Source organism: Bordetella petrii, assembly GCF_017356245.1.
Lineage (GTDB): Bacteria > Pseudomonadota > Gammaproteobacteria > Burkholderiales > Burkholderiaceae_B > Bordetella_A > Bordetella_A petrii_D.
This window is the reverse complement of the sequence record NZ_JAFMZZ010000001.1, coordinates 3,377,873-3,390,921: the sequence shown is the minus strand read 5'-3', so window position 1 is coordinate 3,390,921 and position 13,049 is coordinate 3,377,873. Positions and strand designations below refer to the sequence as shown.

11 protein-coding genes are annotated in these 13,049 nt (G+C 67.1%); 3 read left to right on the top strand and 8 right to left on the bottom strand.

Features of this window, described 5'->3' with window-relative positions; genetic code table 11:
- Window positions 1-265: 265 nt before the first annotated feature.
- Entirely contained in the window at window positions 266-2,554 is a 2,289-nt protein-coding gene (locus J2P76_RS16255) for an NADP-dependent malic enzyme (RefSeq protein ID WP_207408713.1), read from the top strand.
- 79 nt (window positions 2,555-2,633) lie between these two features.
- On the opposite strand, the gene proP is transcribed toward J2P76_RS16255, so the two are convergent.
- The gene (gene proP, locus J2P76_RS16250; RefSeq protein ID WP_207408712.1) at window positions 2,634-4,166 is read right to left on the bottom strand and encodes a glycine betaine/L-proline transporter ProP; all 1,533 of its coding nucleotides are present in this window, start codon (window positions 4,164-4,166) and stop codon (window positions 2,634-2,636) included.
- Window positions 4,167-4,349: 183 nt separating this feature from the next.
- Here proP and J2P76_RS16245 point away from each other — a divergent pair, with 183 nt between their 5' ends.
- Entirely contained in the window at window positions 4,350-4,802 is a 453-nt protein-coding gene (locus J2P76_RS16245) for a DUF2214 family protein (RefSeq protein WP_207408711.1), read from the top strand.
- Between the two features lie 9 nt (window positions 4,803-4,811).
- Here the strand turns inward: J2P76_RS16245 and J2P76_RS16240 are convergent, their stop codons facing one another.
- Genes J2P76_RS16240 through J2P76_RS16225 form a run of 4 tightly spaced genes read right to left on the bottom strand, consistent with a single transcriptional unit; the run spans window position 4,812 to window position 9,538 of the window.
- Window positions 4,812-5,795, bottom strand: coding sequence for an ornithine cyclodeaminase family protein (locus J2P76_RS16240; protein ID WP_207408710.1), 984 nt, complete (start codon window positions 5,793-5,795; stop codon window positions 4,812-4,814).
- Window positions 5,796-5,805: 10 nt separating this feature from the next.
- The gene (locus J2P76_RS16235; protein WP_207408709.1) at window positions 5,806-6,969 is read right to left on the bottom strand and encodes a DSD1 family PLP-dependent enzyme; all 1,164 of its coding nucleotides are present in this window, start codon (window positions 6,967-6,969) and stop codon (window positions 5,806-5,808) included.
- 32 nt (window positions 6,970-7,001) lie between these two features.
- Window positions 7,002-8,552: a M81 family metallopeptidase gene (locus tag J2P76_RS16230; protein WP_207408708.1), complete on the bottom strand. Its 1,551-nt coding sequence runs from the start codon at window positions 8,550-8,552 to the stop codon at window positions 7,002-7,004.
- Between the two features lie 14 nt (window positions 8,553-8,566).
- Entirely contained in the window at window positions 8,567-9,538 is a 972-nt protein-coding gene (locus tag J2P76_RS16225; RefSeq protein ID WP_242697390.1) for a Bug family tripartite tricarboxylate transporter substrate binding protein, read from the bottom strand.
- Between the two features lie 135 nt (window positions 9,539-9,673).
- On the opposite strand from J2P76_RS16225, the gene J2P76_RS16220 reads away from it, so the two are divergent.
- Window positions 9,674-10,588 (top strand): LysR family transcriptional regulator, encoded by a 915-nt coding sequence (locus J2P76_RS16220; RefSeq protein WP_207408706.1) that lies wholly within the window; start codon window positions 9,674-9,676, stop codon window positions 10,586-10,588.
- A gap of 122 nt (window positions 10,589-10,710) precedes the next feature.
- On the opposite strand, the gene J2P76_RS16215 is transcribed toward J2P76_RS16220, so the two are convergent.
- From J2P76_RS16215 to J2P76_RS16205, 3 genes are read right to left on the bottom strand one after another with little or no spacing between them, the layout of a single operon-like run.
- Window positions 10,711-12,021, bottom strand: coding sequence for a citrate synthase (locus tag J2P76_RS16215; RefSeq protein WP_207408705.1), 1,311 nt, complete (start codon window positions 12,019-12,021; stop codon window positions 10,711-10,713).
- A 20-nt stretch (window positions 12,022-12,041) separates the two neighbouring features.
- Entirely contained in the window at window positions 12,042-12,302 is a 261-nt protein-coding gene (locus J2P76_RS16210; RefSeq protein WP_207408704.1) for a succinate dehydrogenase assembly factor 2, read from the bottom strand.
- Window positions 12,303-12,323: 21 nt separating this feature from the next.
- Window positions 12,324-13,040 (bottom strand): succinate dehydrogenase iron-sulfur subunit, encoded by a 717-nt coding sequence (locus J2P76_RS16205; protein ID WP_012248745.1) that lies wholly within the window; start codon window positions 13,038-13,040, stop codon window positions 12,324-12,326.
- Window positions 13,041-13,049 lie beyond the last annotated feature (9 nt).

Genomic DNA, 13,049 nt, shown 5'->3' with positions numbered 1-13,049 from the left:
ACGCCGCCCGGCGCCGGACTACCAGGTGTCAGGTTCCGCCAGGCGCCTGACACCGAAGTAAGCCGCAGCCGTCTCAATCGTACGGCGTCCGACACCCTGCGGGAGTCGGACACCTGGCAATATCCACGCCACACAGGTTTTACGCTGCACCGCAGCAAACATCTACGGCTACTTTCTGTTGAAATAGACGCCTTCGCATTTTCGGGACGGGCCCTGGCGGCCCGTCTTCTACTTTGTCAGCCGTGCCGCAAGGCCTCTCATCAGCATGGACGAAACTCTTACCAAACTGGCGCTCGACTACCACGCCTACCCTACTCCCGGCAAAATCTCGGTAGTGCCCACCAAGACCCTGGCCAACCAGGACGACTTGTCGCTGGCATACTCGCCGGGCGTGGCCGCCGCCTGCATGGCCATTTTCGACCAGGGCGACGATGCGGCGTCGAAATACACCTCGCGCGCCAACCTGGTGGGCGTCATCACCAACGGCACCGCCGTGCTGGGGCTGGGCAACATCGGCCCGCTGGCCGCCAAGCCGGTCATGGAAGGCAAAGGCTGCCTGTTCAAGAAATTCGCCGGCATCGACGTGTTCGACATCGAACTGGCCGAAAACGACCCTGACAAGCTGGTCGACATCATCGCCGCGCTCGAGCCCACGCTGGGCGGCGTCAACCTGGAAGACATCAAGGCGCCCGAATGCTTCTACATCGAGAAGAAGCTGCGCGAGCGCATGAAGATACCCGTCTTCCATGACGACCAGCACGGCACCGCCATCATCTCGTCGGCCGCCATCCTGAACGGCCTGAAAGTGGTCGGCAAGGACATCTCCCAGGTCAAGCTGGCGGTATCGGGCGCGGGCGCCGCGGCCATTGCCTGCCTGGACCTGCTGGTGCACCTGGGCATCAAGCGCGAGCACATCTATGTCGTGGATTCGCGCGGCGTCATCTGGGACGGCCGCGACGAGAACATGGAGGCCAACAAGAAACGCTACGCGCAAAAGACCGACGCCCGCACGCTGGCCGATGTGGTCAACGGCGCCGACGTGTTCCTGGGCTGCTCGGCCGCCGGCGTGCTGACCGCCGAGATGGTCAAGACCATGGCCGACCAGCCGCTGATCCTGGCCCTGGCCAACCCCGAGCCCGAGATCCGCCCCGAAGTGGCGCGTGCCGCGCGCCCCGACTGCATCATCGCCACCGGCCGGTCCGACTACCCGAACCAGGTCAACAACGTGCTGTGCTTCCCCTTCATCTTCCGCGGCGCCATGGACGCCGGCGCCACGCGCATCACCGAAGAAATGAAGCTGGCGTGCGTGAAGGCCATCGCCGAACTGGCCCAGGCCGAGCAGAACGATGAAGTCGCGCGCGCCTATGCCGGGCAGGAACTGTCATTCGGCCCCGACTACATCATCCCCAAGCCCTTCGACCCGCGCCTGATCGTGCAGATCGCGCCGGCCGTGGCCCAGGCCGCCGTCGATTCCGGCGTGGCCGCGCGCCCCATCGAAGACATCGAGGCCTACCGCCAGAAGCTGATGGGCTTCGTCTATCACTCGGGCCAGCTGATGCGCCCGCTGTTCGCCCAGGCCAAGAAGGCGCCCAAGCGCGTCATCTACGCCGACGGCGAAGACGAGCGCGTACTGCGCGCGGCGCAGACGGTGGTCGACGAAAATCTGGCGCGCCCCATTCTGGTGGGCCGCCCTTCGGTCATCGAGATGCGCGTCAAGAAAGCCGGCCTGCGCCTGGTGGCCGGCCAGAACATCGAGATCGTCGATCCCGAAGACGACAATCGCTTCAACGAAACCTGGAACGCCTACTACCAGCTCAAGGGCCGCGAAGGCGTCACGCCGGCCATCGCCAAGGCGATGATCCGCAAGCACAACACGCTGATCGGCGCGATGCTGCTGCGCCGCGGCGACGCCGACGCGCTGCTGTGCGGCGTGGCCAGCAAGTACGACAACCAGCTCAAGTACGTGGACGAGATCATCGGCCGCAAGCCCGGCCAGACCTATGCCGCGCTGAACGTGCTGATGCTGCCCGACCAGACGCTGTTCATCGCCGACACGCATGTCAACGAAAACCCGTCGGCCGAAGAAGTCGCCAGCATCACGGTGCAGGCCGCCGATGAAATGCTGCGTTTCGGCGTGGTGCCCAAGATCGCCCTGCTGTCGCACTCCAACTTCGGCAGCCGCATGACCGAGTCGTCGCTCAAGATGGCCGAGGCGCGCCGCCTGGTCGAAGAACGCGCGCCCGAGCTGGAAGTCGACGGCGAAATGCACGCCGATGCCGCGCTGTCGGAAAAAATCCGCGTGCTGGCCTACCCCGACAGCAAGCTGAAGGGGCCGGCCAACCTGCTGGTCATGCCGAACCTGGATACCGGCAACATCACTTACAACATGCTCAAGATGACCGGCAGCAACGGCATCGCCATGGGCCCCATCCTGCTGGGCGCGGCCCGTCCGGTGCACATCCTGACCACCAGCGCCACGGTGCGCCGCATCGTCAACATGACAGCGCTGGCAGTGGTGGACGCGCAGCAAGAAGCCGCCAGGCAGCGTTCCTGATCCGCTCCGAAGCGCGCGGCGCGCCGCGCCGCCGCGCGCGCTTCGGTCGGGCGGGCGGACGGCGCCGCGGCCGCCCGCCTCAGTCCAGGTCGGGATGGCGGTCGGCCAGCTGCTGGCGGCGTTGCCGCAACGCCTCGAGTTTTTCTTCCAGCGCCGCAATTTCGGCCTCGACGTCGCCCACCCTTTCTTCGATATGGTCGTAGGCCTGTTGCAGCAGGATCTTGGCCTCGCGGTGGCTGGACGCGCTGGGCGTGTCGCCGCGCAGCGGCCGGTTTGCCGTCTCGGGCAGAAAAAAGGACGTCACCAGCCCGATCACGGATGCCGCCATCAGATAAAAGGCGGGCATCAGCAGGTTGTCCGTTTCTTCCACCAGCCAGGCGGCCAGGGTCGGCGTCAGGCCGGCAATAATGATGGCTATATTGAACGAGCTTGCCAGCGCGCTGTAGCGAATGCGCGTGGGAAACAAGGCCGGCAGCGTCGAGGCCATCACGCCGGTCAGGCAGTTCAGCAGCACGGCAATGAACAGCAGCCCCAGGAAAATCAGGCCGGTATTGTCGCTGCCGATGAAGTGGAAAGCCGGCACCGACAGCACCAGCAGGCCCAGGCTGCCGGTCAGCAGAAAAGGCTTGCGCCCGACCTTGTCGCTGAAGAATCCCACCACGGGCTGCACGAACAGCATCCCTATCATCACCACGACGATGATCAGCACGCCGTGTTCTTCGGAATAGCCCAGGCTGCCGGACAGATACGTGGGCATGTAGGTCAGCAGCATGTAATAGGTGATGTTGGTCACCAGCACCATGCCCACGCAAATCAGCAGGGCCTTGCGGTATTTCGAGAAGATTTCCCGGAAAGACACGGTGGGCCGCTCCTGCACGGCGTCCCGGTCTTCTTTTTCCATTTTTTCCAGCTGCTGCGTGAAGGCGGGCGTTTCTTCGGCGGCATGGCGCAGGTACAGCCCCAGCAGCCCCAGCGGTCCGGCCACGAAAAACGGCATGCGCCAGCCCCAGTCCAGGAATGCCTGTTCCGCCAGGATGGTCTGCAGCAGCACCACCAGGCCGGCGCCCAGCACGAAACCGGCGATGGAGCCGAAGTCGAGCCAGCTGCCCAGGAACCCGCGCCGCCGGTCGGGCGCATACTCGGCCACAAAGACGGCCGCCCCGGTGTATTCGCCGCCCACGGAAAACCCCTGGGCGAGTTTGCACAACAGCAGCAGAACGGGAGCCCACAGCCCGATCGACCGGTATGACGGGATCAGGCCGATGCAAAAGGTGCTGACCGCCATGATGATGATGGTCAGCGACAGGACTTTTTGCCGGCCGAAGCGGTCTCCCATGACGCCGAAAAAAACGCCCCCCAGCGGCCGTACCAGAAATGGCACCGAGAACGTGCCCAGCGCGGCGACAATCTGGACAGTGGGCGATGCGTCGGGGAAGAACACCTTGCCCAGCGCGAAGGCGACGAAGCCGTAGACCCCGAAGTCGAACCACTCCATCGCGTTGCCAAGCGCGGCGGCCGTCACGGCCTTCTTGAGCTTGGTATTGTCAATGACCGTGATATCGCCAATCTGCAATGGCCGGGCCTGCTGTGACGCTTCAGATGACTGTGTCATGAATCGGCTTCCTATCGTTGTGCAGAAGAAAGGGCTTCTGGGCTGTTGGCCAACGCCGGCGCGCCTGGCCCATTGCGCCCGCCACCCGCAAATTCTACTTCTGGACCGGCCGCTCTTGATGCGCGCCCCGGGTTGCCATGCTGGTAATGGTACAAACTCAGTACCCCGCCCTCTGGAGCCACCATGCTGCAAGACGCTCTGCTCGCCTGGTTTCACTACCTGGCCATTTTTGTACTCATCGTCATCATGACCGCCGAGGCCGTGCTGCTGCGCCCGGGCCTGCCGCCGGACACCGTCAGGCGCCTGGCGCTGTACGACCGCCTGTACCTGGTATCGGCCCTGGCGGTGCTGATTACCGGACTGCTGCGCCTGACCCTGGGTGTGAAAGGCGTCGCCTTCTACATGGCCAACCCCTGGTTCCACGCCAAGATCGCGCTGTTCGTCATCATCGGACTCTGTTCCATTCCGCCCACGCTGACCTTCCTGCGCTGGCAGAAGCAGGCGCGGCAACAGCCCGGCTACGTCCCGGCCGACACAGATATCAAGCGCGCCCGCCGCTGGGTCATGCTGGAAACCCACCTGTTCGTGCTGCTGCCGCTGTTCGCCGCGCTGATGGCGCGCGGCATCGGCATGTAGCCGCGGCGCTCAACCCGCGCGCCACGGCCAGGGCAGCGCGGCGCCCACGCCCTCGTCCCGCGCGCGGCGGTACAGCATGCGCGCCACCGTCAGATCCTGCAGCGCGATGCCGGTCATGTCGAACAGCGTGATGTCTTCCGGCGCCGCGCGGCCCGGCGCGGCGCCGTCCAGCACCGCCCCGATCTCGGTGCAGGGGGTGTCCGGCGCCCACTGCAGTTCGCCAATCTGGCGCGACTGCGCCGCATCGTCGACAAATACCCGGGCCCGCGGCAGCAGGCCCTCGGGCAGTTCGCGCTTGCCCTTGGTGTCGGCGCCCACGGCGGTCACGTGCGTGCCGGGCCGCACGGCATCGGCGTTGAACAAGATGCGGGCTCCCGGCGTGGCCGTGATCACTACATCGCTGTCGGCCACCGCGGCATCGCCGTCGGCGCTGTGCAGCAGCTCGACCTGGCCCTCGAAGCGGGCCGCAAAGCGGGCATCCGGCTTGCCTTCGGCCGTCATATAGCGCACCCGGCGCAACCCCGGCAGTGCGCGCAGCGCAAAACGCAACTGAACCGCGGCCTGCACGCCCGAGCCGAACAACGCCAGCGAGACGCTGTCGGGCCGCGCCAGCCGGGCCAGGCCCAGGCCGCCGGCCGCGCCGGTGCGCATGGTGGTGATGGCATTGCCGTCCAGCAGGCAGGTTGGCCGCCCCGTCGCCGGGTCGAACAGCATGACCGTAGCCTGGTGCGGCTCGCCGCCGGCCTGGCGGTTGGCCGGCCAGAAGCCGGCGGCCTTATAGCCCAGCAGGTCCTGGCTGGCCACGTCGCCGGCCTTGATGCCGAACACGCCGCCGGTGTGCAGCCGCTCGCGGATCACCGGAAACACCCGCCCCTGCGCGCGGCTGTGCAGCAGGAAGGCTTCGGCCACGGCTTCGGATACCTGTTCCATGCCCAGCAGCCTGTCCACCGCGTGCATGTCCAGGACCAGCAGCGTATCGTCTTCGGTCGTCATGGCTTTTCCTTCACCAGCCGCGGAAACGCGGCCAGCACGCGATCACCGCGGGCGAGGCGCCGCGCACCACCTGGTAGCTGTCGTGCTGCGCGCCGGTGGCGCAGGCATGATTGGGAAGAATGCGCAGGCGCGTGCCCAGCGGTAGCTGCGGCAGCGGCGCGCCGGTACCCGGGCGGCGCATGACGATGCCCTGCTCCTGGTTGGTCTGCTTGAGCACCAGGTCGCCCAGCGGCCTGCCCTGCTCGTCGCACACCACGCCGTAGTACTGGTCGACCGGCTGGCCGGCGGTGCCGCGGTCGCGCGACATCGCCATCCAGCCGGCGTCCACCAGAATCCAGTCTTTCTCGGGCTGGTGGCCGATCACCGTGGTCAGTACCGACAGCGCAATGTCGTCCTGCCGGCACACGCCCAGGCCGGCCATGAACAGATCGAAGAATACGAACACGCCGGCCCGCACCTCTGTCACGCCGTCCAGGTTCTCGGCGAACATGGCGGTCGGCGTCGACCCGACGCTGACCACCGGGCACGGCAGGCCGCCCGCGCGCAACACCTGGGCGGCGTCCACCGCGGCGCGGCGCTCGCGTTCGGCCATGGCGCGGATCGCGTTCTCATCGGGCGAGCTGTACGACTCTCCGGCATGCGTCAGAACGCCGCGCAGCTGCGCGCCGCCCTGCTCCAGCGCGCGGCCGATGGCGCACAGCAATTCGGCCTGGTCGGCCCGCACGCCGGCGCGATGCCCGTCGGAATCGATCTCGATCAGCGCCGGAATCGGCGCGCCGGCCGCGTGCGACCGCGCCGCCACGGCCTGCGCGCCGGCCACGCTGTCGACCACGACGGTCAGGTCCGCGCCGTTGGCGCGCAGCGCCAGCACGCGGTCCAGTTTGGCGGGCGACACGCCCACCGCGTAAAGAATGTCCCGCACGCCGGCGCGCGCGAATTGCTCGGCCTCTTGCAGCGTCGAGACCGCGGCGGGCCCCTCGGGCGACTCCATCACCCGCCGCGCCACGTCGATCGACTTGGGCGTTTTCAGGTGGGGGCGCAATGTCACTCCCAGGCGCGCCATGCGGGTCTTCAGGCGCTCGATGTTGGCCTGCATGCGCAGCTCGTCCAGCAGCAGGCATGGCGTGTCCAGCTCTTCGAGATTGGCGGCCGCGGCCGCCTTGTCGCTCGTCATCTAGTTTCTCCGGTGTAGCAGGAATTCCTGGATCAGGTCCGCACTCGCGCATGCGGCGCCCAGTCGGCCAGCGCGTCCAGCGGCACCACCGGCCGCGGCAGGTTGCGGAAATCGAAACGGCCCAGCATGGGCGAGGTCAGCCCCGGCGCATCCACGTTATAGATATGCCGCGGCGGGAAGAACTCGTCGAACGCGGCGCGGAAGTGGCCGCGCGACTTCACCACCACGGTGCGGGCGGCGGCGATATCCACGCCGAACATCTCGAAGAACATCGGCTCGTGGCACTGGTGCCGGTTGGTGATGACCACCACCCGCACGCCCCCCACCTGCAGCAGCGCGCTGGGACCCAGGTTGAAGCTGCAGCCGGCCAGTTGGCCGCGCCGGCCCACGCCGCGGCCGCCGTGCAGCTTCAGCACGGTGGCCGGCGCCGCGTAGGCGTCGGAATACACCGTCGTCTCGTCGCGGTTGAAGCGGGCCTCGATCGACGCGCCCTCGCCGGCGGCATGAGCTTGGGCCGCCAAGGCGGGGTCGGTCACCACGCCCAGGATGGCGCCCTGGACGCCGCCTTCGATCAGAGCGCGCAGCAAGAACGGCGTATTGCCGCGCGCGCCGCCGCCGGGGTTGTCGGCCACATCGGCCAGCAGCACCGCGGGCGCGCCGGGCGCCGCGCCGGCCCGGCGCGCCAGTTCAACCGCCCGCGCCAGGGGCACCAGCTCCGGCGTAAAGGCCGCGCGCTCGCGCCACGCGTGCTCCGCCAGCGCATGCGCGGTGGCGCGCGCATAGTCGGCGTCGCCCTTGGTCGTCACCAGCACCGTCAGCCCGTTCTTGCCTGTGTCGCCGTAGGCGAAGCCGCCCACCACCGAAATGTTCACCAGGCGCGGATCGTCCATGGCCTCGGCGGCCTGGATCATGTCCGCGTACGGCCCGGTGCCGGGCGCCGTCAGCAATTGCGTGGGCGGCGCCACCACCGGCATGCGCACATGCGCCACCGCGGGGCACAGGCCGTCCATCAGCAAGCCCAGCACATCGGCCGCCTCGGCGCCGCGCTCGGCCATGTCGGTGTGGGGATTGCGGCGGTACGAAATCAGCACGTCCACCTCGTCGACCATGCGGTCCGACACGTTCGCATGCAAGTCCACGGTGGCGACCACCGGCACATCGGGGCCCACGATGGCCCGCACGCGCTGGAACACCAGGCCGTCCGGGTCCTGCTCTTCGGTGGTGATGGCCGCGCCGTGCTCGCATACATAGACCGCGTCCAGCGGCAGCGCGGCGCGCAGGCCCCGTTCGAACTCGGCCAGCGTATCCAGGAAGAACCCATGCTCCACCGGCCCGCCGGATTCCGCGTTGGCGAACAGAATGGGCACCGGCGTCCACGGCCCGCGCTCGTCCATGCGGCGCACGAAGGCGGGAATCTCCGGGGTCATGGCGGGCGCGGCGCTGCGGGCGTCGGCCAGCAGCGCCGCGCCCGCCAGGTAGGCGCGCGATTCGAAATCGGCGCGCCCCGACACCGGCGCGAAACGGTTGGACTCGATGGCGAATCCCAGGATGGCAATGCGGGGCGTGGCGGGTGCGGCGGTCATGGCGGATGCGGCGGTCAGTTCTGTTTCTCGATGTGGGCCGCCTTGATCAGCTCGGCCCACTTTTTCTGCTCGGCGGCGATATAGCGCGCGAAGTCCGCACGGCCGCCTTCGCCGGGCCGCGCGCTCAGCTTGCCCAGGTCGTCGCGCAGCGCGTCGCTGGCCAGCACCTTCTGCAATGCCGCGGACAGTTTGTCGACGATGGCGTCGGGCGTGCCCTTGGGAAATACCAGGCCGCCCCACGATACATTTTCGTACCCCGGCAGCCCCGATTCCGCCAGCGTGGGCAGGTCGGGAAAGAACGGCACGCGTTCGGCGCTGGTGATCGCCAACGCGCGCAGCTTGCCGCCCTGCACCAGCGGCCAGGCCACCGAGGCGTTGGTGAAGGAATAGTCGATGCGGCCGCCCGCCAGGTCCGCCAGCGAGGCGGGGTCGCCGTTGTACGGCACGAACATGGTGTCGATGCCGGCCATGTGCTTGAACAGCTCGCCGCCCATGTGGCCGCTGCTGCCGATGCCGGCCGCGCCGTAAGACAGCCCGCCAGGCTTGGACTTCGCCAGCGCGATCAGGTCCGCCACGCTCTTGACGGGCGAGTCGGCGCCGACCACCAGCAGGTTATAGACGTTGAACATGCGGCCGACCACCGTGAAATCCTTGACGGCGTCGTAGGGCAGCTTGTTGAACAGGGCGGGATTGACCGCCAGCGTGTTGATGTTGCCGTAGCCCAGCGTGTAGCCGTCGGGCGCGGCGCGCGCGATCTGCGCCATGCCGATGCCGCCGGCGGCGCCCGGTCGGTTCTCGACGACGAAGTTGGCGCCGGTGGCGGCGGACAGGTGCTTGAGCACCAGGCGCGTCAGCACGTCGGCGGAACCGCCCGCGGCCGACGCCACAATGACAGTGACAGGCTTGGCGGGCCAGTCGGTGGCGGCATGGGCGGGGGCCGCGCCGGCGGCGAACAGGAACAGCAGGAATGAAAGCAGGCGTCGCAAGGTAGTCTCCGTGAATGGGACGCCGACGGGCGGCCCCCAAGGCATTATTGAAAGATTGGCCTGCGTCGAGTATGCGGCACCTGTCCGTACTGGTGTTTAATACCAACTTAATAGTTTATTAAGAAGAAACTTAATATGCTGAGCAGCGACGACCTGCTTTTCTTCCTGGCGCTGGCCTCGGCCAACTCGCTGGCGGACGCGGCGCGCAAACTGGATGTCACGCCCTCGGCGGTCACCCAGCGTCTCATCGGGCTGGAACGCCGGCTGGGCATCGGCCTGGTCGACCGCTCGGGGCGGCGCATGGCGCTGACCGACGAAGGAGAGCTGCTGGCCGAGCGGGCGCGCGGCATCTGCGCCGACCTGGGCGGGCTGGCCGACGCGCTGGCCAGCCGGCGCGGACAGGTGGCCGGCCACCTGCGCGTGCTGGCGCCGCTGGGCTTCGGGCAGCGCTACGTCGCGCCGGCCATCGCGCGCTTCCGGCGCCAGTGCCCCGAAGTCACCGCCACGCTGACCCTGTCCGACCGGCCGGGCAGCCTGGCCGCGCACACCTGGGACGTGCTGGTCCATATTGGCGAACTGCGCGACTCGGCGCTCGTCATGCACCGGCTGGCGCCCAACCGGCGGGTGCTGTGCGCCGCGCCGTCATATCTGAAGCGGCGCGGCGCGCCGGCCCATCCGGATGCCCTGCACGACCACGACTGCATCGCGCTGCGCGAGAACGACGAGGACGTCACGCTGTGGCGCCTGCGCCACCACGACGGCGCCACGGCCACCGTGCGCATCGATCCGGTGCTTGCCTGCAACGACGGCGGCGCGGCGCGCCACTGGGCATTGGCGGGCATGGGCATCCTGGTGCGGTCCGAGTGGGACGTTGCCGACCTGCTGCGCCAGGGTCGGCTGGTCGAACTGCTGCCGGGCTGGCGCCTGCCCGACGCCGACATCGTGGCGCTGGTGGCGTCGCGCAAGGCCCGCTCCGCGCGCACCGAGCATTTTCTTCAGCACCTGCATGAACTCGGCGGCCGCGCGCCCTGGATGCAGGCGGCCTCGTAGGCGCCAGACGGCACTGCCGCCGGGCCTGCGTGGCTCTCGAAGAGAGCCGCGCAGGACACCGGCGGCAGCAACACCATCCGGGTGCGCCGGCGGCCGTCGGGCCCCGGCGCGGAAGGAATGGATCAGCGCTTGCCCATCGGGGGCACGTCGCGCGTGACCGCGCCCGTGAACAGCTGGCGCGGACGGCCGATCTTGTAGTCGGGGTCGGACAGCATTTCGTTCCATTGGGCGATCCAGCCCACCGTGCGCGCCAGCGCGAAGATGGCGGTGAACAGCGAGGTCGGGATGCCGATGGCGCGCTGCACGATGCCCGAGTAGAAGTCGACGTTCGGGTACAGCTTGCGCTGCACGAAGTAGTCGTCTTCGAGGGCGATGCGTTCGAGTTCCATGGCCAGCTTGAACAGCGGGTCTTTTTCCAGGCCCAGCGACTGCAGCACTTCCTTGCAGGTTTCCTGCATCAGCTTGGCGCGCGGGTCGTAGTTCTTGTACACGCGGTGGCCGAAGCCCATCAGGCGCACGCCCGAGTTCTTGTCCTTGACCTTTTCCATGAACTCGCCAACCTTGGCCACGCCGCCGTTGGCTTGCAGTTCTTCGAGCATCTGCAGGCACGCTTCGTTGGCGCCGCCGTGGGCCGGGCCCCACAGGCACGCCACGCCGGCCGAGATGGCCGCGAACGGGTTGGTGCCCGACGAGCCGCACAGGCGCACGGTAGAGGTGGAAGCGTTCTGTTCGTGGTCGGCATGCAGGATGAAGATGCGGTCGAGCGCGCGCTCGACGACTTCATTGACCTTGTACTCTTCGCACGGCGTGGCGAACATCATGCGCAGGAAGTTGCCGGTGTACGACAGGTCGTTCTGCGGATAGATGAACGGCTGGCCTTGCGAATACTTGTACGCCATGGCCACCAGGGTGGGCATCTTGGCGATCAGGCGGATGGCCGAAATGTGGCGGTGCTGCGGGTTGGTGATGTCGGTGGAGTCGTGGTAGAACGCCGCCAGCGCGCCCACCAGGCCGGTCAGGACGGCCATGGGGTGGGCGTCGCGGCGGAAGCCGCGCAGCAGGAAATGCAGCTGCTCGTTCACCATCGTGTGGTGCGTCACCTGCGAATCGAAATCGGTTTTCTGGCCGGCATTGGGCAGCTCGCCGTTCAGGATCAGGTAGCAGATATCGAGAAAGTCGCAATTGACGGCCAGCTGCTCGATGGGATAGCCGCGATACAGCAGTTCGCCCTTGTCGCCGTCGATGTACGTAATGGCCGATTCGCACGCCGCGGTCGACATGAAACCGGGGTCGAACGTGAACATGCCCGTCTGGCCGTACAGCTTGCGGATGTCGATGACGTCCGGGCCGACCGTGCCCTTGTACACGGGAAACTCGATAGGCTGGGAGCCGTCCGAGAACGATAGAGTGGCTTTTTTGTCAGACAGGTTCATCGCTATTTCCTCACAATTAATCAGAGCTCGCGCATTTGTCCGATGATAGTGCGCAGCCGCGGCGTATCGAGCGCCCCTTCGGGCTCTTTGCGCGCCAACAGCAGATCGAGCAGATCGTTGTCGCCCAGCTCGAAAAGCTGGGCAAGAGCGTCGACATCGTCATCGGTGAGCTGCGTTTCGTATGCGTCCAGGTACCGGGTGATGATCAGGTCGTTTTCGAGCAGGCCCCGGCGCGCCCGCCACCGCAGACGCGTCCGTTCGAGTTCAGTCAGACTGCCCATATCGATCTCTGCACCGTTTAACTAGACCGTCCGGCGGACCATCAGTTCCTTGATCTTGCCAATCGCCTTGGTCGGATTCAGCCCCTTCGGACAGACGTCGACGCAGTTCATGATGGTGTGGCAGCGGAACAGACGATACGGGTCTTCCAGGTTGTCCAGGCGTTCGCCCGTGGCTTCGTCGCGGCTGTCGGCCAGGAAGCGGTAGGCCTGGAGCAGGCCGGCCGGGCCGACGAACTTGTCGGGGTTCCACCAGAACGACGGGCACGACGTCGAGCAGCAGGCGCACAGGATGCATTCGTACAGGCCGTCGAGCTCTTCGCGGGCCTCGGGCGACTGCAGGCGTTCGCGCTCGGGCGGCGGCGTGTCGTTGATCAGGTACGGACGGATCGAGTGGTACTGGTTGAAGAAGTGCGTCATGTCCACGATCAGGTCGCGGATCACGGGCAGGCCGGGCAGCGGCTTGAGCACGATGGGCTCTTTCAGCTCGCGCAGGTTGGTGGTGCAGGCCAGGCCGTTCTTGCCGTTGATGTTCATGGCATCGGAACCGCACACGCCTTCGCGGCACGAACGGCGCAGGGCCAGGCTGTCATCGACGTCGTTCTTGATGCGGATGATCGCATCGAGCAGCATCTTGTCGGTGGGCTGGAGTTCGACTTCCAGCTTCTGCATGTACGGGCGCTCGTCCTTGTCCGGGTCGTAGCGGTAGATCTCGAATTTGACGATTCTCTTGGTGCTCATAACAGCATC

Coding starts and splice junctions, on each gene's coding strand:
- J2P76_RS16240 (WP_207408710.1), bottom strand. CDS start 5,795: ATGACGACCGAAGACGATACGCTGCTGGTCCTGGACATGCACGCGGTG.
- J2P76_RS16210 (WP_207408704.1), bottom strand. CDS start 12,302: ATGGGCAGTCTGACTGAACTCGAACGGACGCGTCTGCGGTGGCGGGCG.
- J2P76_RS16235 (WP_207408709.1), bottom strand. CDS start 6,969: ATGACGAGCGACAAGGCGGCCGCGGCCGCCAATCTCGAAGAGCTGGAC.
- J2P76_RS16230 (WP_207408708.1), bottom strand. CDS start 8,552: ATGACCGCCGCACCCGCCACGCCCCGCATTGCCATCCTGGGATTCGCC.
- J2P76_RS16205 (WP_012248745.1), bottom strand. CDS start 13,040: ATGAGCACCAAGAGAATCGTCAAATTCGAGATCTACCGCTACGACCCG.
- J2P76_RS16245 (WP_207408711.1), top strand. CDS start 4,350: ATGCTGCAAGACGCTCTGCTCGCCTGGTTTCACTACCTGGCCATTTTT.
- proP (WP_207408712.1), bottom strand. CDS start 4,166: ATGACACAGTCATCTGAAGCGTCACAGCAGGCCCGGCCATTGCAGATT.
- J2P76_RS16255 (WP_207408713.1), top strand. CDS start 266: ATGGACGAAACTCTTACCAAACTGGCGCTCGACTACCACGCCTACCCT.
- J2P76_RS16215 (WP_207408705.1), bottom strand. CDS start 12,021: ATGAACCTGTCTGACAAAAAAGCCACTCTATCGTTCTCGGACGGCTCC.
- J2P76_RS16220 (WP_207408706.1), top strand. CDS start 9,674: ATGCTGAGCAGCGACGACCTGCTTTTCTTCCTGGCGCTGGCCTCGGCC.